The organism is Pseudomonas sp. TUM22785, from assembly GCF_028198105.1.
Taxonomy (GTDB): Bacteria; Pseudomonadota; Gammaproteobacteria; order Pseudomonadales; family Pseudomonadaceae; genus Metapseudomonas; species Metapseudomonas solani.
Map to the genome: position 1 here is coordinate 5,876,127 of NZ_CP116239.1, position 21,000 is coordinate 5,897,126.

The 21,000-nt window shown below is 66.9% G+C and carries 22 protein-coding genes, 1 pseudogene and 1 riboswitch; of the genes and pseudogenes, 11 read left to right on the top strand and 12 right to left on the bottom strand.

All coding sequences use genetic code 11. From position 1 onward, the window contains the following. Positions 1-27 precede the first annotated feature (27 nt). The 3 genes from PI990_RS26740 to PI990_RS26750 all read left to right on the top strand — a co-directional run bounded on the left by PI990_RS26740 (position 28) and on the right by PI990_RS26750 (position 2,828). Complete coding sequence (locus tag PI990_RS26740; protein ID WP_271661362.1) at positions 28-1,425, top strand: amino acid permease; 1,398 nt, start codon at positions 28-30, stop codon at positions 1,423-1,425. Positions 1,426-1,475: 50 nt separating this feature from the next. Continuing rightward, positions 1,476-1,595: riboswitch (yybP-ykoY riboswitch) on the top strand. A 94-nt stretch (positions 1,596-1,689) separates the two neighbouring features. Next, the gene (locus PI990_RS26745) at positions 1,690-2,268 is read left to right on the top strand and encodes a TMEM165/GDT1 family protein (RefSeq protein ID WP_271661363.1); all 579 of its coding nucleotides are present in this window, start codon (positions 1,690-1,692) and stop codon (positions 2,266-2,268) included. Positions 2,269-2,381: 113 nt separating this feature from the next. Further along, positions 2,382-2,828: a ketosteroid isomerase-related protein gene (locus PI990_RS26750; RefSeq protein ID WP_184487395.1), complete on the top strand. Its 447-nt coding sequence runs from the start codon at positions 2,382-2,384 to the stop codon at positions 2,826-2,828. Positions 2,829-2,885: 57 nt separating this feature from the next. On the opposite strand, the gene PI990_RS26755 is transcribed toward PI990_RS26750, so the two are convergent. After that, positions 2,886-3,869 carry an NAD-dependent epimerase/dehydratase family protein gene (locus tag PI990_RS26755; protein ID WP_271658988.1) on the bottom strand — a complete coding sequence of 328 codons (984 nt, stop codon included), beginning with the start codon at positions 3,867-3,869 and terminating at the stop codon, positions 2,886-2,888. Between the two features lie 77 nt (positions 3,870-3,946). After that, the gene (locus PI990_RS26760) at positions 3,947-4,762 is read right to left on the bottom strand and encodes a M48 family metallopeptidase (RefSeq protein ID WP_271658989.1); all 816 of its coding nucleotides are present in this window, start codon (positions 4,760-4,762) and stop codon (positions 3,947-3,949) included. Positions 4,763-6,108: 1,346 nt separating this feature from the next. On the opposite strand from PI990_RS26760, the pseudogene PI990_RS31655 reads away from it, so the two are divergent. Continuing rightward, positions 6,109-6,165 (top strand): annotated as a pseudogene (locus PI990_RS31655) (hypothetical protein); the annotation flags it as partial. A gap of 201 nt (positions 6,166-6,366) precedes the next feature. After that, positions 6,367-7,071: a methyl-accepting chemotaxis protein gene (locus PI990_RS31660; protein ID WP_442969352.1), complete on the top strand. Its 705-nt coding sequence runs from the start codon at positions 6,367-6,369 to the stop codon at positions 7,069-7,071. A 685-nt stretch (positions 7,072-7,756) separates the two neighbouring features. On the opposite strand, the gene PI990_RS26770 is transcribed toward PI990_RS31660, so the two are convergent. The 3 genes from PI990_RS26770 to PI990_RS26780 are packed head-to-tail and all read right to left on the bottom strand — an operon-like array spanning position 7,757 to position 8,836. Further along, positions 7,757-8,371, bottom strand: a complete 615-nt coding sequence (locus PI990_RS26770) for an SOS response-associated peptidase (RefSeq protein ID WP_271658991.1) — start codon at positions 8,369-8,371, stop codon at positions 7,757-7,759. Between the two features lie 22 nt (positions 8,372-8,393). Next, on the bottom strand, positions 8,394-8,654 hold the full coding sequence (locus PI990_RS26775) for a DUF2007 domain-containing protein (protein WP_265169714.1): 261 nt from the start codon (positions 8,652-8,654) through the stop codon (positions 8,394-8,396). Continuing rightward, positions 8,654-8,836 carry a CPXCG motif-containing cysteine-rich protein gene (locus tag PI990_RS26780; RefSeq protein WP_271658992.1) on the bottom strand — a complete coding sequence of 61 codons (183 nt, stop codon included), beginning with the start codon at positions 8,834-8,836 and terminating at the stop codon, positions 8,654-8,656. The genes PI990_RS26775 and PI990_RS26780 overlap by 1 nt, the downstream gene beginning before the upstream one ends. Positions 8,837-8,940: 104 nt before the next feature. Here PI990_RS26780 and PI990_RS26785 point away from each other — a divergent pair, with 104 nt between their 5' ends. Further along, complete coding sequence (locus tag PI990_RS26785) at positions 8,941-10,104, top strand: 1-acyl-sn-glycerol-3-phosphate acyltransferase (RefSeq protein WP_271658993.1); 1,164 nt, start codon at positions 8,941-8,943, stop codon at positions 10,102-10,104. A gap of 79 nt (positions 10,105-10,183) precedes the next feature. Here PI990_RS26785 and PI990_RS26790 read toward each other — a convergent pair whose 3' ends face one another. Continuing rightward, positions 10,184-10,471 (bottom strand): hypothetical protein, encoded by a 288-nt coding sequence (locus tag PI990_RS26790; protein WP_043246545.1) that lies wholly within the window; start codon positions 10,469-10,471, stop codon positions 10,184-10,186. Positions 10,472-10,649: 178 nt separating this feature from the next. After that, entirely contained in the window at positions 10,650-11,234 is a 585-nt protein-coding gene (locus PI990_RS26795) for a YajG family lipoprotein (protein ID WP_021222263.1), read from the bottom strand. A gap of 173 nt (positions 11,235-11,407) precedes the next feature. On the opposite strand from PI990_RS26795, the gene PI990_RS26800 reads away from it, so the two are divergent. Together PI990_RS26800 and mqo are read left to right on the top strand one after the other, a co-directional pair. After that, positions 11,408-11,641, top strand: coding sequence for a hypothetical protein (locus PI990_RS26800; protein ID WP_271658994.1), 234 nt, complete (start codon positions 11,408-11,410; stop codon positions 11,639-11,641). A 337-nt stretch (positions 11,642-11,978) separates the two neighbouring features. Next, on the top strand, positions 11,979-13,502 hold the full coding sequence (gene mqo / locus PI990_RS26805) for a malate dehydrogenase (quinone) (protein WP_271658995.1): 1,524 nt from the start codon (positions 11,979-11,981) through the stop codon (positions 13,500-13,502). A gap of 121 nt (positions 13,503-13,623) precedes the next feature. Here the strand turns inward: mqo and PI990_RS26810 are convergent, their stop codons facing one another. The 3 genes from PI990_RS26810 to PI990_RS26820 all read right to left on the bottom strand — a co-directional run bounded on the left by PI990_RS26810 (position 13,624) and on the right by PI990_RS26820 (position 15,901). After that, positions 13,624-14,931 carry a WD40 repeat domain-containing protein gene (locus tag PI990_RS26810; protein WP_271658996.1) on the bottom strand — a complete coding sequence of 436 codons (1,308 nt, stop codon included), beginning with the start codon at positions 14,929-14,931 and terminating at the stop codon, positions 13,624-13,626. A 94-nt stretch (positions 14,932-15,025) separates the two neighbouring features. After that, positions 15,026-15,313 (bottom strand): PA4642 family protein, encoded by a 288-nt coding sequence (locus tag PI990_RS26815; protein WP_271658997.1) that lies wholly within the window; start codon positions 15,311-15,313, stop codon positions 15,026-15,028. Between the two features lie 63 nt (positions 15,314-15,376). Beyond that, positions 15,377-15,901 (bottom strand): hypothetical protein, encoded by a 525-nt coding sequence (locus tag PI990_RS26820; RefSeq protein ID WP_271658998.1) that lies wholly within the window; start codon positions 15,899-15,901, stop codon positions 15,377-15,379. Between the two features lie 129 nt (positions 15,902-16,030). Here PI990_RS26820 and dauA point away from each other — a divergent pair, with 129 nt between their 5' ends. Beyond that, the gene (dauA, locus tag PI990_RS26825) at positions 16,031-17,755 is read left to right on the top strand and encodes a C4-dicarboxylic acid transporter DauA (protein WP_271658999.1); all 1,725 of its coding nucleotides are present in this window, start codon (positions 16,031-16,033) and stop codon (positions 17,753-17,755) included. Here dauA and PI990_RS26830 read toward each other — a convergent pair. Further along, positions 17,743-18,213, bottom strand: coding sequence for a WbuC family cupin fold metalloprotein (locus tag PI990_RS26830; protein WP_184487383.1), 471 nt, complete (start codon positions 18,211-18,213; stop codon positions 17,743-17,745). The genes dauA and PI990_RS26830 overlap by 13 nt on opposite strands. 4 nt (positions 18,214-18,217) lie before the next feature. Then, positions 18,218-18,775, bottom strand: a complete 558-nt coding sequence (locus PI990_RS26835; protein ID WP_021222255.1) for a hypoxanthine-guanine phosphoribosyltransferase — start codon at positions 18,773-18,775, stop codon at positions 18,218-18,220. 267 nt (positions 18,776-19,042) lie between these two features. Between PI990_RS26835 and upp the strand changes: the two genes are divergently transcribed. Together upp and PI990_RS26845 are read left to right on the top strand one after the other, a co-directional pair. Continuing rightward, on the top strand, positions 19,043-19,681 hold the full coding sequence (upp, locus tag PI990_RS26840; RefSeq protein ID WP_021222254.1) for a uracil phosphoribosyltransferase: 639 nt from the start codon (positions 19,043-19,045) through the stop codon (positions 19,679-19,681). Positions 19,682-19,684: 3 nt separating this feature from the next. After that, entirely contained in the window at positions 19,685-20,962 is a 1,278-nt protein-coding gene (locus PI990_RS26845) for a uracil-xanthine permease family protein (RefSeq protein WP_021222253.1), read from the top strand. Positions 20,963-21,000: the final 38 nt, after the last annotated feature.

Consider the following 21,000-nt stretch of genomic DNA (forward strand, 5'->3'; position numbering starts at 1 on the left):
CGTTCGCTGAAGCCCCGCCACCTGAACATGATCGCCATCGGCGGCTCCATCGGTACCGGCCTGTTCGTCGCCTCGGGCGCCACCGTGGCCACAGCCGGCCCGGGCGGTGCCCTGCTGGCCTACGCGCTGATCGGCGTGATGGTCTACTTCCTCATGACCAGCCTCGGCGAGATGGCCGCGCACATGCCGGTTTCCGGCTCGTTCAGCACCTATGGCAGCCGTTTCGTCGACGATGGCTTCGGCTTCGCCCTGGGCTGGAACTATTGGTACAACTGGGCGGTGACCATCGCCGCCGAGCTGGTGGCCGCGCAGCTGATCATGAGCTTCTGGTTCCCCGACACGCCGGGCATCTACTGGAGCGCACTGTTCCTGGCGCTGATGTTCCTGCTCAACGTCATCTCGGTGAAGGGCTTCGGCGAGAGCGAGTTCTGGTTCGCGCTGATCAAGGTGGTCACGGTGGTGATCTTCATCATCATCGGCCTGGCCACCATCTTCGGCGTGATGAGCGGCATGGAATCCCCCGGCTTCAGCCACTTCACCCAGGGCGAGGCGCCCTTCGTCGGTGGCCTGCAGGCCATGGTCGGGGTGGCGATGATCGCCGGCTTCTCCTTCCAGGGCACCGAGCTGATCGGCATCGCCGCCGGCGAGTCGGAGAACCCGCGCAAGAACATCCCCATCGCCATCCGCCAGGTGTTCTGGCGCATCCTGATGTTCTACATCCTGGCGATCTTCGTGATCGGCATGCTGATCCCCTACACCGACCCGAGCCTGCTGCAGAACGACGCCAGCGACATCAGCGTCTCGCCCTTCACCCTGCTGTTCGAGCGCGCCGGCTTCGCCGCCGCCGCCGGGGTGATGAACGCGGTGATCCTCACCGCCATCCTCTCGGCCGGCAACTCCGGGATGTACGCCTCCACGCGCATGCTCTACACCCTCGCCACCCAGGGCAAGGCCCCACGCCTGTTCGCCCGCGTCTCCGCCAGCGGCGTGCCGCGCAACGCCCTCTACGCCACCACCCTGGTGGGCGCGCTGTGCTTCTTCACCGCGGCCTTCGGCGAGTCGACCCTCTACACCTGGCTGCTCAACACCTCGGGCATGTGCGGCTTCATCGCCTGGCTGGGCATCGCCATCTCCCACTACCGCTTCCGCAAGGGCTACCTGCTCCAGGGCGGGCGCCTGGAAGACCTGCCCTACCGCGCCAAGCTGTTCCCCTTTGGCCCGCTGTTCGCCTTCGCCCTGTGCCTGGTGATCACCCTCGGGCAGAACTACGAGGCCCTGGTGGGCGAGCGCATCGACTGGGCCGGGCTGACCGCCACCTACATCAGCCTGCCGCTGTTCCTCGCCATCTGGTTCGGCTACCGCCTGAAGAACGGCAGCCGCACCGTGCGCTACGCCGAGATGGACGTGCGCGCCACCGACAGCTGACGAACAGCGCAACGGCGGGCTTGCCCGGCACGCCCGCCTTGTGCAAAATGCGCCCCGTCCTAGGGGAGTAGTCTCCCGCGAGCGCCCTGCTCGCCAGGCACGCGTCAACATACTTGGTCCACAGACCATGGCGCGTGCGACCCAAGCCTGCCTAGACAGGCCAGCGGTTTGACAAGACCTATGACACGAACAACCTGGCCCGGGGCGGGCAGGCTGTACGTGTCATGGTGATTAGTCGAACCCGCCCCCGTAGGAACCCTGATGCTGGAATCCCTGTTCGTCCCCACACTGATCGTCGCCCTGGCGGAAATCGGCGATAAGACCCAATTGCTCGCCCTGCTCCTGGCCGCGCGTTTCCGCAAACCCTGGCCGATCATCTGGGGCATAGTCGCTGCCACCCTGGCCAACCACTTCGCCGCCGGCGCCGTGGGCAACTGGGTCGCGAGCTTCTTCTCCGCCGCCACCCTGAGCTGGATCCTCGCTGCCTCCTTCGTCGCCGTGGCGCTGTGGACCCTGGTGCCCGACAAGCTGGACGACGACGAAGAATCCGGGCTGAAGAAATACGGCCCCTTCCTCACCACCCTGATCGCCTTCTTCCTCGCCGAGATGGGTGACAAGACCCAGGTCGCCACGGTGATGCTGGCCGCCCAGTACCCGCATTTCATCCTCGTGGTCGCGGGCACCACCCTGGGCATGCTGGTGGCCAACGTGCCGGTGGTGCTGGCCGGCAACTTCGCCGCCGACAAGCTGCCTCTGACCCTGATCCGCCGCCTCGCCGCCCTGGCCTTCGGAGCCCTGGCCCTCTACGCCGTGTACAAGGCGCTGACCCTCGGCGCGGCCTGAACCGCGTCACCGGCCTGACGCCAGTTCGCTGGCGTTTCGGCCAATGGCAGCGCCGCGCCAACTGGTAGATTCCTCGCCCTACTGCCGGCCCGGCCAGGGAAGAGGAAAAGCAGATGACGTCGACCGACGACCGCAAGCGCGTGGCGCGCCAGCATATCGACCTGTCCTGGAACAAGGGGCGCGTGGCGCTGGCCGAGCAGCTGCAGAGCAAGGACTTCCTCTACAAGAGCTCATTCATGCCCGGCCCGCTGGACGGCGAGGGCTACCGCGAGATGGTGCTGAAGATCCGCGACGCCATGCCCGATCTGGAAGTGGTGGTGGAGGAATGCATCGCCGAGCAAGCCCACGTCTTCACCTGGTGCACCCTGATCGGCAGCATCCACAAGCCGGCCCTCGGCTACCCGCCCAGCGACCGCATCCTCAGCATCTCCGCCATGGCCTTCTGGACCTTCAACAGCCGGGGCGAAGTGCAGGAGATCTGCACCATGTTCGACATGGAAAGCTTCCGCGCCCAACTCGGCCTGAGCAACCGCGCCTATGCGGAAAAAGCCCTGCCCTGATCAGCCCTCCACGGGAAGCCCGGGCTTCAGCCCGGGACGCACCTGACGAGCCCTTCCTCAGAGATACCCGTTCTCACCGAACCAGCGGATGGCCCGGCGCAAGGTGTCGTCCAGCGCCACCTCCGCCTGGAAACCCAGCTCGGCTGCAGCCTTGGCGCCATCTAGAAACTGCCCGCCGGCCATGGCGGCGATGCTGGTCGGGTCGATTTTCGGCGCCTCGCCGCTCATGCGCTGGCGCAGGCGCTGCAGGGCCGCCATGCCCCGGGCCACCGCCAGTGGCATTGGCGTGGGCGCAGCCACCTCCAGCAGCCGGGCGATGTGCGCGGTCAGCTCGGCCATTTCGATGTTGGTCCCGGTGATCAGGTAGCGCTCACCGAGACGGCCCTTCTCCAGGGCCAGCAACAATCCACGCCCGGCCTCACCCGCATCGATGACATTGCGCTGACCCTCCACGTAGCGGCTCATGGCGCCACTGGCGATGGCCGTGATCAGGCGCCCGCTGGAAGGGCCGGCATCGAACTCGCCCAGGGCCATGCCGGGAATTCCGATCACCACCGGCAAGCCCGCACGGGCCTGCTCGCGGGCCTGTCGGTCCAGCGCCCATTTGCACAGCAGGTAGGGGTTCTTCCAGCGCGGCATCTCGTCGTAGAACAACCCCTCGTGCCCCGGCTCACCGTCGGGATGGCGCGGCAACGCGACCGATGCACCGACATGGAGGATGCGCGGCACATGGGCCGAGAGACAGTCGGCGTAGAAATGGTTGGTTTCGTCGAGGGCGCTGGCCACGGCATCCTGCCAGCGCCGGTGCCGGGCGGGTGCGTCGTCGGGGCAGAACACCACGCCGTCCAGGTCGGCCAGGGCGCGGCTCAGTTGCGGGTGGTCGAACAGCGCGGCGGAACGCAGCTCCGGGTCGAGGTAGCCCAGGCGCTCGATGCGCGAGTCGGGGTGATGGATCAGCACCAGCTCGTGGCCCGCCGCACGGATGGCGCGAGCGGTGTGATGGCCCAGCAGGCCGGTGGCGCCAAGGACTGCGATCTTCACGGGAGACCTCCAGTACACGCCGCCTGCGTCATGCAGGCGGCGAGCCGCCTAGGACGGCCTTTACAAGGCCGCCGGCCTCACTTGCCCTTGGCTTGCTGATAGAACGGCATGACCTTGGGAATGGCCGCCTGGAGGGACGAAATACGCGAGCTGGAAGACGGGTGGGTGCTCATGAATTCCGGCGGCGCGCCTTCGCTGGCCTTGCTCATCTTCTGCCACAGGGTGATGGCGGCGTTGGGGTTGTAGCCGGCACGGGCGGACAGCTCGAGGCCGATCAGGTCCGCCTCGTTCTCGTTGCCACGGCTGTTGGGCAGGGTCATCAGGTATTCGACACCCTGGTTGGCCATCTGCAGGCTCTGGTCGCCGGCCCCCAGCAGGGAACCGAGCTGGGTGGCCATCTGCACGCCGTAGGCCTTGGACATGGCTTCACGGCCGTGCTCGCGCAGGGCGTGGGCGATCTCGTGGCCCATCACCGCCGCCAGTTCGTCGTCGGTGAGCTTGAGCTGATCGATCAGGCCGCTGTAGACGATGATCTTGCCGCCCGGGCCGCAGTTGGCGTTGAGCTCTTCGCTGTCGATCACGTTGGCTTCCCAGGCCCAACTGCCGGCATCGGGGCGGAACACCGTGGTCTGGGCGATCAGCCGCTTGGCGATGGCCGAGACGCGCTTGGCGTCGGCGCTGTTCTTGTCCAGCACGCCCTGCTGCGACGCCTCGGACAGGGTCTGCTGGTAGGACTGGGCGTACATCTGGTTCACCTGCTGTTCGGACAGCATGCTGAACATGTACTGCTTGCGCTCGACGCCGACTGCGCCGCCGCTGGTGGTGTTCACTGCCTGGCATCCGGCCAGCAGCAGGGACAGCGCGAGGCTGCCGAGGATGTGAGACTTCGTCACTGTGACTCTCCTGTGAAAACTGCGCCGTACTCTATGCCTGCGCCACACCCCGGAGCAACCGCAGGCCTTGCCATCCAGCGACTTGCGTTCTTTTCTTGTGAAGCAGGCTCATGCTTCGCCGACTGTCGGCCGATATGTCATGGACCAAGGCTGTACCTGAGACTCCGGGAGTTCCCATGAAATTCAGATCGATCCAGTTTTCGGTCGCGACGCTGGCCGGTGCCAGCGTGCTCGCCGTGGTGGTGGCCCTCGTCCTCTACGCGCTGTTCGCCGGCGCCCGGACCCAGGAGCTGGTACAGACACGAACCCAGGCGCTGCTCGAGCAGATCATCAGCGAGCGCCTGCTCAGCCTCGCCGCCTCCCAGGTCTCGGACATCCAGCGCGAACTGGCCTACCCGATGACCGTGGCCAGCAGCCTGGCGCAGACCAACGCCCTGGCCGGCGAGACCGACGAGAACGGCGCCGTGGCGATGGAAAGCAGCCGCAAGGAGATGATCAACCTGTTGCACCACATCCTCGCCAACAACCCCAAGCTGCTGGATGCCTATATCGGCTGGGAACCCAACGCCTTCGGCGAAGACGCCGCTTCCATCGGCCAGCCCGGGCAGAACGAGGGCGGCCGTTTCATGCCCTGGTGGTACCGCGACGCCGCCGGCAAGCTGGTGATGGAGCCCATGGGGGACACCCTGGAAAGCACCAAGGTGTTGCCCACCGGCGTACGCGAGGGCGAATACTACCTGTGCCCGCGCGACACCAAGCGCCCCTGCGTGGTCGACCCGGCGCCCTACGAGATGGGCGGGAAGATGGTGATGCTGGCGTCCTTCAACGCGCCGATCATGGTCAAGGGCCAATTCCGCGGCATCGCCGGCGCCGACCTCTCCCTCGACTTCATCCAGCAACTGCTCACCAGCGCCAACCAGAAGCTCTACGGCGGCGTGGGCGAGATGGCCCTGCTCTCCAGCAACAAGCGCCTGGTGGCCTACACCGCCGATGCCAGCAAGAACAGCGAACCGGCCGACCGCGTGCTGGGCAGCGCCGTGGCCGAGAGCCTCAAGTCCCTGCAGGGCGACCAGCCCGTCTACCGCGTCGATCGCGACAGCGGCCGCATCCTGCTGCTGGTCCCCTTCAAGGTCGCGGGCACCGACGCCACCTGGACCCTAAGCCTGAACATGCCGCTGGACACCGTGATGGCGGACCTGCACAAGCTGGAAGCCGACCTTTCCACCCAGCGTGACGAGGACATCTTCGGCATGTCGGTGGTCGGTCTGCTGATCGCCGCCCTCGGCCTGGTGGTGATCTGGTTCGTCGGCTTCGGCATCGCCAGCCCGCTGCGGCAGATGGTGGCCATGCTCGACGACATCGCCCAGGGCGAAGGCGACCTTACCCGCCGCCTGCACTCCGAGCGTGCTGACGAACTGGGCTCCATCGCCAGCGGCTTCAACACCTTCCTCGCCAAGCTGCAGACCATGATCAGCCAGGTGGTGAGCTCGGTGCAGAAGGTCAGCGACTCCTCGGAGCACACCGCCGACATCGCCATTCGCACCAACCAGGGCGTGCAGAAGCAGCTGGCGGAGATCGAACTGGTGGCCACCGCCGTCCACGAGATGACCGCCACAGCCCAGGACGTGGCGCGCAACGCCACCCTGGCCGCCGAGGCCGCCAGCCATGCCGACCAGGCCGCCAACCACGGCAAGCGCATCGTGCAGAGCACCACCGCAGCCATCACCGCCCTGGCCGGCGAGATCAGCCGGGCCGTGGGCGTGGTGCAGAACCTGGCCAAGGACAGCGAGAACATCAACGCCATCCTGGTCGCCATCCGCGGCATCGCCGAGCAGACCAACCTGCTGGCGCTCAACGCCGCCATCGAGGCCGCGCGCGCCGGTGAGCAGGGCCGTGGCTTCGCCGTGGTCGCGGACGAGGTGCGCAACCTGGCGCAGAAGACCCAGCAGGCCACCGAAGAAATCCAGACCATGATCCAGCAGTTGCAGCAAGGCACCCGCGACGTGGTCAAGGTGATGCAGGACAGCCAGGACAAGACCGACACCAGCGTGCAATCCGCCAGCGAGGCGGCCCATGCGCTGGAGTCCATCACCCAGGCGGTGTCGGTGATCAACGACATGAACACCCAGATCGCCAGCGCCGCCGAGGAGCAGAGCGCGGTGGCCGAGGACATCAACCGCAACGTCACCAACATCGGCCAGGTGGCCAATGAAGTGGCCGGCGGCGCCGACGAAGCTTCCCAGGCCAGCGCCGAGCTGACCAAGCTGGCCGAGCAGCAGCGCCGGTTGATCAATCAGTTCAGGGTGTAGATCGACTCAGTCGGGGCCCCGCGCTCGCGGGAATGACGCAGGGAGAATGGATTGTAGGGGCGACTTCAGTCGCCCAGGGCAACGCAGTTGCCCCCTTCCATTCGCCTGTCCCGCATGACTCCGCTGAGCAGCCCTTCGGCCTGCCTGGCGAATGAATTGGCTATGTCTGCGTTAAGTGTTGCTAGAGGATTTGAGCCCAGCTGATTGCCCAGCCCTGGTGATGTTTTTGGTTTCGCCCCCCCGGGCGAGTCTCTTTTGGCAGTCGCCCCAAAAGAAACCAAAAGGGCTTGCCCCATCATCCGGCCCCGGCTTCGCCGGGGTTCCCTCACTCCATCGCCGCTCTGGGGGCCGGCGCGATGGGCCATCCATGGCCTGGCGCACCTCTCGCGGCATCCATGCCGCTCGTCCCCCGGCGCAACGACTGCGTTCGGCCTCCTGGAGGGGCGTTGGCGGCTGCTCCAACTTTCTTCGCCCAGCGCATCACCACGTGGTGCGCACGGGCCTTCGTAGGATGGTGTAGAGCGAAGCGAAACCCATGCGGTGGAGGTGGCAGAAATCCTTTGGTGCCCGGAAAGCACCGTGCTTGAGCGCCTGCATTAAAACCACAACAGCTAACGCAGACAGAGCCAATGAATTCGCCCCAACAAGAGTCCTGTAGCCCGGGCTTCAGCCCGGGAAGATCCGATCACGCCGGCGTCAGGCACTCCGGCCCATCCAGCTTGGGGTCGTTGACCAGGGTGGCCAGCGCCCGCTCGCGCAACGGTGGCGAGGCGGCGGTGAGCAGCGCGCGCAGCTCTTCCGGATCACTGTCCGCCGCCAGCCACAGCTGCTGGCCGGCTTCGTCCAGCACCAGCGGCCGACGCAGGTCTGCGGCGGGACGGGTGATCATCGCCAGGCTGAGGTATTCGGCATCGCCCACCGGAAAGGGCTCCCAGAGTGCGGCGAAGTGCAGCAGCGACGTTTCGCCGCTAACCCAGTAAGGCCGCTTGCGCACCCCGCGCCACTCGTAGAAGCCGTTGGCCGGAATCAGGCAACGGCGCTGGCGGAAGGCGTCGCGGAACATCGGCTGCTCCACCAGGGTTTCGGCGCGGGCGTGGGCCGGGGTCTTCGACAGGTCGGTGAGCCAGGCCGGGGTAAGGCCCCAGCGGGCCAGGTCCAGGCGCTGCTCGCCGGCTTGCCCGCGCAGCATCAAAACCCGTGCGCCAGGCGCCAGGTTCCAGTGCGGCTGCTGCTCGGCGGGGAAACCGGGCAACGCGGCGAATGCGGGCGACCAGCGAAACAGGGCGAAGCGTCCAGACATCAGGCAAAGGGCTCGGGCAGGTTCAGCACAGCAGGGTGCCGGGGTAGCTGTCGGGCTCATCGCCCGGCATGGGTTGCGCGGCATTGTACGTGGCGATCAACAGCCGCGCCCGCTCGGCGTCCTCATCCTCCACCAGCAGGCCCAGCAGCCCCATCAACGGCAGCTCGCCGATGCCGCCCAGCAGGTGCCCGCCGGCCAGGTGGGCCTCGATGCCCTCGCTGGCCAGCATACCCAGGAGCAGCTCCGCCTCGATCAGGTCGCCGGGCTCATAGATGCGCTGCATCAGTCGTCCTCCCGCCGCACGTCGAGGCTCCAGTCCTCACCGTCGGTGGCGAGCGCGAAGACGATGGGCCGGCAGCACACCGGGCAATCCTCGATGTACTGCTGGTCGCCGGCAGAAAGGTCGAGCACCGCTTCCACCGGTTCGCCGCAGTGGGGGCATTCATAGGCCTGGGTTTCCAGCATGCGAAACTCCCGTGTGACTTGGCTGTATAATCGCCGGTCTATTTCAGGCCCCGTGATTCGGGGCGCCACCCTTATCTCCAGCCGCAGCACAACAAGAGAACCCGATGGGCGAATTCGAAGCCATCCGACCCTACGACGATGCCGAGGTGGCCGAGGTGCTCGCGCGCCTGTCCGCCGACCCGGCTTTCCTCGGCGCCCTCACCCGCTATCGTTTCCCCCGCCTGGCAGGCCCGCTCGGCTGGCTGCTCAAGCCTGTTATAGCTCATCGCCTGCGTCGCGAGTTCCGCGGCATCGCTTCGGTGACCGCGCTGCAGGACAAGATCGAGCCCTATGTCGACCACACCATCGAGCGCGCCACCGACGGCGTGACTTACTCCGGCGTGGACAAGCTCAAGCCCGGCAACCCCTACCTGTTCGTCGCCAACCACCGCGACATCGTCATGGACCCGGCCTTCGTCAACTACGCCGTGTACCACGCCGGGGTGCCCACGCCGCGCATCGCCATCGGCGACAACCTGCTGCAGAAGCCCTTCGTCAGCGACCTCATGCGCCTGAACAAGAGCTTCATCGTGCACCGCAACCTGGCGGGCCGGCGCGAGAAGCTGGCGGCCTTCCAGTTGCTGTCGGCCTACATCAACCACTCCATCCGCGTGGACGCCCAGTCGATCTGGATCGCCCAGGCCGAGGGCCGCGCGAAGGACGGCGACGACCGCACCGATTCGGCGATCCTCAAGATGTTCCACATGAGCCGCAAGGACGAGCCCTTCGCCGCGGTGATCCACGACCTGCACCTGGTGCCGGTGTCGATCAGCTACGAATACGATCCCTGCGACCTGGCCAAGGCCCGCGAGCTGTATATCCGCGCCACCACCGGCGGCTACGAGAAGGCGCCGGGCGAGGACGACACCAGCATCGCCCTGGGCATCACCGGCTACAAAGGCCGGGTGCACATCGCCTTCAACGACGAGATCCGCGAGGACATCGCTGACGCCAAGCTGCTGGCCGCCGAGATGGACCGTCGCATCCTCGGCGGCTACCGGCTGTTCCCGGTGCACTATCTGGCCTACGCCATGTGGAGCGAGCGCGACCCCGAGCTGGCGGTGCCGACGCTGGAAAGCCTGTTCGGCACGGACGAGATCGCCCGCGCCCGCGCCGAGTGGCAGAAGCGCCTCAACGCCTGCCCGGAAGAACAGCGTCCCTGGCTGGTGCTGCAGTACGCCACCCCGGTGCGCAACCAGTACCGCATCAGGGCCGGCCTGCAGCTCTGACGGTAGCGCGCAATGCAAAACGGCGACCCTCGGGTCGCCGTTTTCATGTCCAGCCGGTCACCGGCAGCGCCGGGATCGCTCAGAGCTGGGTGCTGGCCCAGGACACGCCAAGGGCCACGGCCAGGCTGAAATAGCCGAAGGCGTAGAAGAAGCGGTTCAGCCGCTGGGTGGTCTCGTCCTGCATCAGCGCCGGTTGCGCCATCCCCTCCATTTCGCTGTCGGCGGCCAGGCGCCCGGCGACGCGCTGCTCGCGCAGGCGGGTGGCGACCAGCAGCCAGGAACCGACCAGGGCGAAGAACAGCGCCAGGGCGTTGACCACCTGGTGGGGATGGGCGAGGTAGACAGACCAGAGGTCCTGCAGGGACATCTTCAACTCCGAGCAGGCGCGGCCTGCGAGGTGGAAATGCGGCCGCGCGGGGAGCGGGCCATCCGGATTCGGCGGCGAGTCTACCCGAGCGCCCCGCTCCCCTGCGGCGTTTCCGACGAATCGCGCAGGCAAGAAAAAGCCCGGCACGGGGGCCGGGCTCGTTCGCAGCGGTGCAGCCTTACTGCGCCAGCATCTGCCCGATGGTCGGGTCCTTGAAGGCGCGGGTCAGGGCGTCGCTGAGCACACCGGATACCAGCTTGGTATTGGTTTCCTGGTTCGGCGCGGTGCCGAACTGCTGGGCCAGGGAGGCGCTGTAGCGACCGCTGTAGCGACGGCTGGCGTTCTGCACGTCGACGCGGAAGGTGGCGCTGATGTCAGCCTTGGTCACGTAGACGCCTTCCTTGGGCGACTGGTACTTCAGGTCGGCCAGGGTCAGGGTCAGCTGCGGGGCGTTGAAGGCGTTGGGCGACGGCGTGAAGCCCAGCAGGCGCACGGCGGCTTCGGCTTCGGTCTGCAGGCGCGGCAGGATGTCCTGGCCCTGAACGGTGATGTTGCTGGTGTCCGCATAGAGGCCGCCACGGGTGCCGAGCACCGGCGAGGAGCGCCCATCGGCGACACGAACCACTACCGGCTGGCCCTGGCCGACGGGCGTGAGCGGGCCGGTGAGCTTGGGTTGCGGGCTGAGTTGTTGCGGGCTGAGGGCACAGCCGACCAGGGTCAGGCTGAGGCCGGCCAGCAGGCCGAGCAACGCGCGATTCAGCATGCTTGTTTCTCCAGGTTGGACGCGGAAGGCCGGGAGTATAACCAGCCGGCACGCCTACTGACAGAGCGCCATCAGTGGCCTGGAATGAGACCGTTGGGAGGCCCGGCGGGTTCCTGTAATGCCCCTGTCACGCAGGGATGGGATAAAGCGGCATACCCAAGGAGAAAGCCGTGATGATGTTCATCTGGTCCCTGTTCGCCCCTCGCCCCAAGATCCGCTGCTTCGCCCTGCTCGACGACAAGGGCCTGTGCCGTGGCTTCCACCAGGCTGCCGAGGCGCCCGCGCGGGGCCGATGGGTGCAGGTCCGCGAACAGCGCCTGTCGTGGATCGGCCAGCAACTGCCCGCCTCCGCGCTCATCCAGCAGGTCGTCCAGCAGTCACGCGGCGCGCGAGCGTTGGCGGCCTGACCGATGGATGAATAAAAGTCACGTACAAACGCTCAATTCCTCCTATTTCTTCGCTACAATCGCCCCCCGATTATAAGGTCGTCTCCTGATCGGGCCTCGCAACACCGGCCGAGCCTTCGCTTGGCACCCGCACAGCCCCACAGAGAGCCGTCCACTTTCGCTGCCATCACTGGCCTGCCGCACCTTCCGCCCGACGTGCAAATCCCTTTGCATGGACGCAGCGCCACCCGCGCTGATGGAAGCGGCCTGCCCCCGGTAGGCGATCTTTTGAGGTTCACGTCTCCAAAAGAGCGTGAGATGACGGTTTTTCACTACTTCACGAGAGAGTGGCGAGCAAATGGCGCAAGACGATTACCAAGCAGTGGACGTGTTGCTGGTCGGGGCCGGCATCATGAGCGCCACACTGGCGGTCCTGCTGAAGGAACTCGATCCAGGCATCAAGCTGGAAATCGCGGAACTCCGCGAATCCGGTGCCATCGAGAGCTCCAACCCCTGGAACAATGCGGGTACCGGCCATGCCGGCCTGTGCGAGCTGAACTACACACCCCAGGCCGCCGATGGTTCCATCGACATCAAGAAAGCGGTACTGATCAACACCCAGTTCGAAGTCTCCAAGCAGTTCTGGTCCTACCTGAGCGACAAGGAAGGCTTCGGTTCGCCCCGTGACTTCATCAACTCCGTGCCGCACCTGTCCTTCGTGCGCGGCAAGGACATCCCCTTCCTCAAGACGCGCTTCGAAGCCATCACCAAGCACCACGCGTTCGCCCACATGGAGTACTCGGAAGACCGAGCCACCCTGGCCGAATGGATGCCACTGATGATGCCCGGCCGCCCCGAGGACGAAGCGGTCGCCGCCACCCGCGCGGCCAACGGCACCGACGTCAACTTCGGCGCCCTGACCAACCAGTTGCTGCAGTACCTCGCCACCCAGGCGGATACCCGCGTCAGCTACTTCCAGAAGGTCACCGACCTCAAGCGTACCGATGACGGCTGGAAGGTCAGCATCAAGAACACCCAGAGCGGTGCCAACCGCGAAGTCGCCGCGCGCTTCGTGTTCCTCGGCGCCGGCGGCGGCGCACTGCCGCTGCTGCAACTGTCGGGCATCCCGGAAGGCAAGGGCTTCGGCGGCTTCCCGGTCAGCGGCCAGTGGCTGCGCTGCGACAACCCCGACGTGGTCAAGCACCACCAGGCCAAGGTCTACAGCCAGGCCGAAGTGGGCGCCCCGCCGATGTCCGTGCCGCACCTGGACACCCGCGTGGTCGACGGCAAGAAGTCCCTGCTGTTCGGGCCTTATGCCGGCTTCACCACCAAGTTCCTCAAGCACGGCTCGTTCCTCGACCTGCCGCTGTCGGTACGCCCGAGCAACCTCGGCCCGATGCTGGCCGTGGCGCGCGACAACATGGACCTGACCCGCTACCTGATCAAGGAAGTGATGCAGTCCCAGGAACAGCGCCTGGATGCCCTGCGCAAGTTCTACCCGGAACTCGACCCGGCCGACTGGCGCCTGGAAGTGGCCGGCCAACGCGTGCAGATCATCAAGAAGGACGCCAAGAAAGGCGGCATCCTGCAGTTCGGCACCGAACTGGTGGCCGCGGAGGACGGCAGTATCGCCGCCCTGCTCGGCGCATCTCCGGGTGCTTCGGTGACCGTTTCGATCATGCTCAACCTGATCGAACGCTGCTTCGCCGAGCAGGCCCGCTCAGCCGAGTGGTCCGCCAAGCTGAAGGAGATCTTCCCCGCTCGCGAGAAAGAGCTGGAGACCGACGCCGAGCTGTACCACCGCGTCAGCCAGCACTGCGATGCGCGCCTGGGCATCGCCACCGCCAAGCCGGCCGAAGCCAGCGCCGCCACTGCGGGCTGAGCTTCAGCGCCATGAAAGAACCGCCCCTCGGGGCGGTTTTTTCGTTCTGGGGCAGAGCCAGCCCGCAGGATGGGTAGAGCGGAGCGAAACCCATCATGCAGAGCAATGGTCTTCGCGCCGATCACCACGCCAGCGGCGTTTCCTCGCCCTTCCAGAACAGCCAGCGGCGACGCTCGCGGTGCTCACCGGTGCCGATCTGCCACTCCGGGCGGCCAGCCTCCAGGTCGATGATGGCGATGATGCCGGCGTAGCTGGAGGCCACCAGGGTTCGGCCATCGGCGGAGAGGTCGATGGCACACAGGGTCGAACCGAGGAAGTGCTGCCAGATAGGCTCACCCGTCGCATCGACGCAACGCAGGTAGCCGTAGGCGTCGCCGAGGATGAAGCGATCGCCCAGGGAGGCACCGGCGTAGACGCGCGCGCCCTCCTCCACCAGGGTCACGCCCGCCACATCCTCGTAGTAGTCCGAATCCAGGCCCGGTGCCTGGGCCAAGTCTACGGCTAGGGTGCCGCCGTTGTAGAAGTGGCAGGCGTTGAAAGCGACGCTGCGGCCATCGCCACTGAACAGGGCGTAATGCGGGTACTCGCCATGGGGCCCGATGGCCGCCACTGGTTGCAGGTCGGCATCGAACAGGTGATGGCGACCGTCCTGGCCGCCCACGGCGATCCACCGACCATCCGCCGACACCGCGCCGTGCTCCATGCTCAGGCCGGTGGAGTACGGCGGCTCGTAGTCGGTGGCCTCGGCGTATTCCTTGAGCGATGCGTTGTCCGGGTACAGGCGACGCGCGCCTTCCGGGGCCAGCACGAAGATGCCCGAGCCGCTCACCAGCAGCACCCGGCGCCCGTCCGGGAAGGGCTGCAGACGCGTGGGGCGCGGCGTCTCGGCGAAGATTTCCAGCTCCACGCCCTCAGGTGCATCCTCGGTGCCCAGCGGCCAGGGGCAGTGCAGCACCACCGGGCCGTCCCAGCCGTCCCGCACCTCCACGCCCGTCTCCCGCGCCAAGGCGTAGAAACGTCGATTGGGGCAGGCGCCGAAGAACGCCAGGCCCGGTACCTCCTCGACCCGATCACCGACGATGCGCACCACGTGCCCCGGCTCCCAGGTGGCGCCGATGCGCGCGACGATGGAGCCATCATCCAGCAGCGCGAGCATGGGAATGGCCTGGCCCTGTTCGTCGAGCACCTCGTGCAGCGGCGCATGGGCCGGTGGCCAGGCTTCCTGCAGCCCTTCCAGGTGGCCACTGCGGTTGGCCTCGCGCAGGGCTTCCAGCAGCGCGGGAACCAGCTTCTCGCGCCCGGCGGAACTGGGCTCCTTGCCCGCGTTGTCCCAACCCTCGCGCAGGCCTTTCTCGACATAGGCGTTGATCGCGCGGGCATAGGCAATGGTCTTCTGCTGCCAGCGTTGCGATGCGTCTTCCTTGCTCATGTGCACCTCCTCGTTCGTGCGTTGGGTCACTGTTTTTGCCAGGCCCAGAAAAGCAGAAACCCGCTCGAAGGCGGGTTCCTGTGGATAACTCGGGTCAGCCCCGGGCGGCCTGAACGGCCTCGATATAGGGTTCGGCCAGGCGCTGATCCTTGATCAGGGCGACGAAGTCATTGCCCTGCGCGTCCTTGGCGCCGAGGTCGTAGCCGGCCTCGAGGAAGAACTGCAGGAAGCGTTCGAAGTCATCTATGCGCAGGCCGCGATAGGCCTTGACCAGCTTGTGCAGGGACGGCGGCGTGTCGTCGGCCGGCTCCACCGTGAGGAACAGCTTGATCGAGTCCTCGGTGATTTCTTCGCCGATCACCTGCTTCTTGTCTTTGCGCATCGCTCACTACTCTCTGGCCGGAACACACGGGGCCCGAAGTTTACCCCCGCAGGCCGACGCGGCTCAACGCAGGCGTACGGGCCCCAGGTGCAGGTCGGCCCAGACATGGCCATTGGGGTAGGCGGCGAACTGGCAGAACACCGTGCCGCTGCGCAGCAGGTCGAGCACCGCGCGGTACTGGGCCTGCGGATAGTGCAGCGTCAGCTTGCGGGCGGCCTCGTCGTAGGTCGCCTTCTTCAGGCTCTTGCCGTCGACCTCGAAGTCGATCTGCACCTCGACCGCCTCCGAGCCCTTGCCAACCGTCTTGCCTACGGGCGTGGCACGCAGCTGGATCAGCATCGGCGTGGTGATGGGGATCGGCTGCTGGTTGGACTGGCGCTGGTTGCCCAGGGTGACGCGGTAGCTGGCCACCTTCACCACCAGTTGCTGCTCGGGCTGCTCCTGGCGCAGGCCCTGTTCGTCGGGGGGCAGGAAGTCGGTCTGCAGGAGTGTGGTCGCCGCCCCCTTCGGGGCCCCGCTCGGGGCCGCGGCCAGGGGCAGGCTGGCGGCAAGCAGGAAGACGGCGGCGAAGCGGGTACGGCGAGACATCGGCAACTCCCGGCAGAAACGAGCGCAGCACTCTAGCATGGGCCCTTGGCCTGTAGTCATTGGACTCAGGTCAAGGTGGCAAGGGCCACGCAGCCCCTATAATCGGTGCCTTCCACCAAGGAGCCCGCCATGTCATTGCCCATGCCGCCACTGTTCGCCGCCCTGCGCCAGAGCCTGCGCAGCGGCTATTCCTGGAGATCCCTGCGCAGCGACCTGGGCGCCGGCCTGACGGTGGGCATCGTCGCCATCCCGCTGGCCATGGCCCTGGCCATCGCCGTCGGGGTCGCGCCGCAGCATGGCCTCTATACGGTGCTGGTGGCCGCCCCGCTGATCGCCCTCAGCGGCGGCTCGCGCTTCAACGTCTCCGGCCCCACCGCCGCCTTCGTGGTCATCCTCCTGCCCATCACCCAGCAGTTCGGCCTCGGCGGCCTGCTGCTGTGCACCATGATGGCCGGGACGATCCTCCTCGCCATGGGCCTGGCACGCTTCGGCCGGCTCATCCAGTTCATCCCCTACCCGGTGACCCTGGGCTTCACCGCCGGCATCGGCATCGTCATCGCCACCCTGCAGATCAAGGACGTGCTGGGCCTGGAGCTGGCCCACCCGCCGCAGAACTACGTCGAGCAACTCGGCCTACTGGCCCAGGCCTTGCCCGGTGCGCACCTGGGCGACGCGCTGGTGGCGCTGGCCTGCCTCGCGGTCCTGCTGCTGTGGCCGCGCCTGGTGCCCAAGGTGCCGGGGCACCTGGTGGCCCTGGCGGTCGGCGCCCTGCTGGGCCTGGCCCTGGACCACCTGGGCCTGCCGGTGGCGACCCTGGGCGAACGCTTCACCTATGAGCTGGATGGCGTGGTGCACCCGGGTATCCCGCCCTTCCTGCCCAGCTTCGCCTGGCCCTGGCAACTGCCAGGGGCCAGCGGCGCGCCGCTGGTGATGTCCTTCGAGCTGGTACGCCAGCTGCTCGCCCCGGCCTTCGCCATCGCCATGCTCGGCGCCATCGAGTCGCTGCTCTGCGCCGTGGTCTCCGACGGCATGGCCGGCACCCGCCACGACCCCAACGCCGAACTGCTCGGCCAGGGCCTGGGCAACCTGGTGGCGCCGCTGTTCGGCGGCATCACCGCCACCGCCGCCATCGCCCGCAGTGCCGCCAACGTCCGCGCCGGCGCCGTCTCGCCCATCGCGGCGGTGATCCACGCCGGCGTGGTGCTGCTGGCCATGCTGCTGCTCGCGCCGCTGTTCAGCTACCTGCCGATGGCCGCTCTGGCGGCGTTGCTGCTGATGGTGGCGTGGAACATGAGCGAGGCGCGCCACGTCGCACACACCCTGCGCATCGCCCCGCGCAACGACGTGCTGGTACTGCTCACCTGCCTGTTGCTGACGGTGCTGTTCGACATGGTGCTGGCGGTGGGGGTCGGCCTGCTGCTGGCCGCCGCCCTGTTCATCAAGCGTATGAGCGACCTCACCGACGCCCAGCCCCTGCCCGCGCACCTCGGCCAGGCGCTGGAGGGCCTGCCGGAACAGGTGGTGCCCTATGTGATCCGTGGCCCGCTGTTCTTCGGCGCCGCGGAAAAGGCCCTGAGCGTGCTGCGCCGGCTGAACCCGCAGGTGAAGGTGGTGATCGTGGAAATCAGCGCGGTACCGCTGCTGGACATGACCGCACTGGCGGCCATCGAGAACCTGCTGAACGACTACCACAAGCAGGGGATCGGCCTGGTGCTGGTGGGCACCACGACGCGGGTGCGGCTGAAGCTGCGCCGTGCCGGCATCCGTCGCGAGGACGGCCGCCTGGCCTATGTGCGCGACCTGGAACAGGCGCGGGCCAAGGCCCTGCGCTGGCTGGAGCCTCAGCCGAACTGAGCGCGCATCCAGGCCAGGTAGTCGAGGGCGGCGGCCTCGCCTTCGCGGGGCGCCCAAGGGGCGAACTCCCCATCCACCAACGGGCGATAGGGGCCGGCCTTGCACTCGAAGAGCAGGCTGTCGGCCTCCAGCACCACCAGGGCGTGGAACTGGCCGGGCGTGAGATCGACCCCGACGCACTCGCCCCCGGCACGCAGCTCGCGAGTCTCCTGCACGGCACCGTCCTCGCTGAACAGCAGCAGGCCCAGGGCGCCCTTGAGCACCAGCAGGGTCTCGGCCTTGTCGGCGGACAGGTGGCGATGGGGGGCGATGTAGGTGCCGGGTTGCAGCCCCACCGCCATGCGGTGGCAGGGCTCTTCCATGCCGTGGAAGTTGTGGTGCAGCCGCTGGCGCGGGCTGGCCGCGGCCCCTGCGGCCAGGTCGGCGAACAGAGCCTGGTCGAGGAAGCGCACAGCCACGGGCTTAGAGCCCTTTGACGGCGAAGATGCCGGCGGCGTTGCGCCAGTAGCCCTTGTAGTCCATGCCGTAGCCGAAGATGTAGCGGTCCACGCAGGGCAGGCCCACGTAGTCGGCCTTGAGGTCCGGGCGCGCCTTGCGGTCGTGGGTCTTGTCGATCAGCACGGCGGTGTGCACGTGGGCGGCGCCGGCGTGTTTGCAGAAGTCGATGATCGCCGCGAGGGTGTGCCCTTCGTCGAGGATGTCGTCGATGATCAGCACGTCGCGGTCGATGAAGGAGATTTCCGGCTTGGCCTTCCAGAACAGCTCGCCGCCGCTGGTTTCATTGCGGTAGCGGGTGGCGTGCAGGTAGGACAGCTCCAGGGGGAAGTCGAGCTTCGGCAGCAGCTTGCCGGCGAAGATCAGGCCGCCGTTCATCACGCAGAAGACCACGGGGTTGCGCTCGGCCAGCTCGCCGTTGATGGCGCCGGCGATCTGGTCGATGGCGGCTTCGACCTGGGCATCGGTGTACAGGCAGTCGGCTTCGGCCATTACCTGGCGGATGTGGGCGAGATCGGCGGGCATGGCTTTTCCTCTGTTTTTGAGCGGCGTTGGCCCTGGCTTCCGTGGGAAGTTGATCGGGGCGTCAAGATAAAAGTCGGCAAAGGTACTCATCCGTCTGTCCGGGAGCAAGCCCTGCCGGACGAGTGTCGAGGATAGTTTGTCGCAGCCCCGCAGGCCTCGTCATGCAACGCCCCAAAGGTCGCGCGACCGGCCAGTCAGTCACGACATGGCACAGGCAATGCTTTAATCTAACGCAATTTTTTTGCCAGCCCGCCGGAGTAACACCCCATGCCTATCCGAGAGATCCGCCACCCGCTGATCCGCCACAAAATCGGCCTGATGCGCCGCGCCGACATCAGCACGAAGAACTTCCGCGAACTGGCCCAGGAAGTGGGCGCCCTGCTCACCTATGAAGCGACCAACGACCTGCCCCTGGAAAACTACGAGATCCAGGGCTGGGCGGGCCCGGTGCAGGTGGAGAAGATCGCCGGCAAGAAGATCACCGTGGTGCCCATCCTGCGTGCCGGTATCGGCATGCTCGACGGCGTGCTCAGCCTGATCCCGGGCGCCAAGGTCAGCGCCGTGGGCGTGGCCCGCAACGAGGAAACCCTCGAAGCGCACACCTACCTGGAAAAACTGGCCCCCGAGATCGACGAGCGCCTGGCACTGATCATCGACCCGATGCTGGCCACCGGCGGTTCCCTGGTCGCCACCATCGAGCTGCTCAAGCGTGCCGGCTGCAAGGAGATCCGCGCCATGGTGCTGGTGGCCGCGCCCGAAGGCATCAAGGTGGTCAACGATGCCCACCCGGACGTGATGATCTTCACCGCCTCCATCGATGAAAAGCTCAACGAGCATGGCTACATCATTCCGGGCCTGGGCGATGCCGGCGACAAGATCTTCGGCACCAAGCAGAAGGACACCTGATCCATGAGCGATGAATTCAACGAACCGCTATGGCGCCAGGTGCTGTCCGGCGCGCAGATGCTCTTCGTGGCCTTCGGCGCCCTGGTGCTGATGCCGCTGATCACCGGCCTGGACCCGAACGTGGCGCTGTTCACCGCCGGCATGGGCACCCTGCTGTTCCAGATCGTGACCGGTCGCCAGGTGCCGGTGTTCCTCGCATCGAGCTTCGCCTTCATCACCCCCATCATCCTCGCCAAGGGCCAGTTCGGCCTGGCCGCGACCATGGGCGGCGTGGTGGCGGCGGGCTTCGTCTACACCTTCCTCGGCCTGGCGGTGAAGATCAAAGGCACCGGCTTCATCGACCGTCTGCTGCCCCCGGTGGTGATCGGCCCGGTGATCATCTCCATCGGCCTGGCCATGGCCCCCATCGCCGCCAACATGGCCATGGGCAAGGCCGGTGACGGCACCGAGCTGATCCCCTACGCCACCGCCATGTGGATCTCCATGCCGGCGCTGCTGACCACCCTGGTGGTGGCGGTGTTCGGCAAGGGCATCTTCCGCCTGGTGCCGATCATCTCCGGCGTGCTGGTGGGCTTCGCCCTGTCGTTCTGGTTCGGCGTGGTCGACACCGCCAAGATCCTCGCGGCACCCTGGCTGGAACTGCCGGCCTTCACCGCCCCCGAGTTCAACTGGCAGGCCATCCTGTTCATCGTCCCCGTGGCCCTGGCCCCGGCCATCGAGCACATCGGCGGCGTGATCGCGGTGGGCAGCGTCACCGGCAAGAACTACCTGAAGACCCCCGGCCTGCACCGCACCCTGCTGGGCGACGGCCTGGCCACCTCGGCCGCCGGCCTGTTCGGCGGCCCGCCGAACACCACCTACGCCGAAGTCACCGGCGCGGTGATGCTGACCAAGAACTACAACCCGAAGATCATGACCTGGGCAGCGCTGTTCGCCATCGGCCTGGCCTTCATCGGCAAGTTCGGCGCCATCCTGCAGAGCATCCCGGTGCCGGTGATGGGCGGCATCCTCTGCCTGCTGTTCGGCTCCATCGCCGCGGTGGGCATGAACACCATGATCCGCCACAAGGTGGACCTGGCCGAAGCGCGCAACCTGGTGATCGTTTCGGTGACCCTGGTGTTCGGCATCGGCGGCGTGCTGATCGGCACCGGCACCGGCCCGGACGACTTCGGCCTCAAGGGCATCGCCCTCTGCGCCATCGTCGCCATCGCCCTCAACCTGGTCCTTCCCGGCCACGACGCCTGGAAGCACAAGGCGGCGGACGACGCGCCGGACATCTGAGCCCCGCGCCACAAAAAAAGCCCCGCAATCGCGGGGCT

Excerpts from the sequence above, each read along its gene's own strand:
- PI990_RS26790 (WP_043246545.1), bottom strand. The coding sequence starts at position 10,471 with ATGTCCCTGCAGGACCTCTGGTCTGTCTACCTCGCCCATCCCCACCAG.
- mqo (WP_271658995.1), top strand. The coding sequence starts at position 11,979 with ATGGCGCAAGACGATTACCAAGCAGTGGACGTGTTGCTGGTCGGGGCC.
- PI990_RS26800 (WP_271658994.1), top strand. The coding sequence starts at position 11,408 with ATGATGTTCATCTGGTCCCTGTTCGCCCCTCGCCCCAAGATCCGCTGC.
- PI990_RS26780 (WP_271658992.1), bottom strand. The coding sequence starts at position 8,836 with ATGCTGGAAACCCAGGCCTATGAATGCCCCCACTGCGGCGAACCGGTG.
- PI990_RS26750 (WP_184487395.1), top strand. The coding sequence starts at position 2,382 with ATGACGTCGACCGACGACCGCAAGCGCGTGGCGCGCCAGCATATCGAC.
- PI990_RS31660 (WP_442969352.1), top strand. The coding sequence starts at position 6,367 with ATGACCGCCACAGCCCAGGACGTGGCGCGCAACGCCACCCTGGCCGCC.
- PI990_RS26810 (WP_271658996.1), bottom strand. The coding sequence starts at position 14,931 with ATGAGCAAGGAAGACGCATCGCAACGCTGGCAGCAGAAGACCATTGCC.
- PI990_RS26795 (WP_021222263.1), bottom strand. The coding sequence starts at position 11,234 with ATGCTGAATCGCGCGTTGCTCGGCCTGCTGGCCGGCCTCAGCCTGACC.
- dauA (WP_271658999.1), top strand. The coding sequence starts at position 16,031 with ATGTCATTGCCCATGCCGCCACTGTTCGCCGCCCTGCGCCAGAGCCTG.
- PI990_RS26820 (WP_271658998.1), bottom strand. The coding sequence starts at position 15,901 with ATGTCTCGCCGTACCCGCTTCGCCGCCGTCTTCCTGCTTGCCGCCAGC.
- PI990_RS26845 (WP_021222253.1), top strand. The coding sequence starts at position 19,685 with ATGAGCGATGAATTCAACGAACCGCTATGGCGCCAGGTGCTGTCCGGC.
- PI990_RS26835 (WP_021222255.1), bottom strand. The coding sequence starts at position 18,775 with ATGCCCGCCGATCTCGCCCACATCCGCCAGGTAATGGCCGAAGCCGAC.
- PI990_RS26775 (WP_265169714.1), bottom strand. The coding sequence starts at position 8,654 with ATGCAGCGCATCTATGAGCCCGGCGACCTGATCGAGGCGGAGCTGCTC.
- PI990_RS26770 (WP_271658991.1), bottom strand. The coding sequence starts at position 8,371 with ATGTCTGGACGCTTCGCCCTGTTTCGCTGGTCGCCCGCATTCGCCGCG.
- PI990_RS26740 (WP_271661362.1), top strand. The coding sequence starts at position 28 with ATGATCGCCATCGGCGGCTCCATCGGTACCGGCCTGTTCGTCGCCTCG.
- PI990_RS26815 (WP_271658997.1), bottom strand. The coding sequence starts at position 15,313 with ATGCGCAAAGACAAGAAGCAGGTGATCGGCGAAGAAATCACCGAGGAC.
- upp (WP_021222254.1), top strand. The coding sequence starts at position 19,043 with ATGCCTATCCGAGAGATCCGCCACCCGCTGATCCGCCACAAAATCGGC.
- PI990_RS26785 (WP_271658993.1), top strand. The coding sequence starts at position 8,941 with ATGGGCGAATTCGAAGCCATCCGACCCTACGACGATGCCGAGGTGGCC.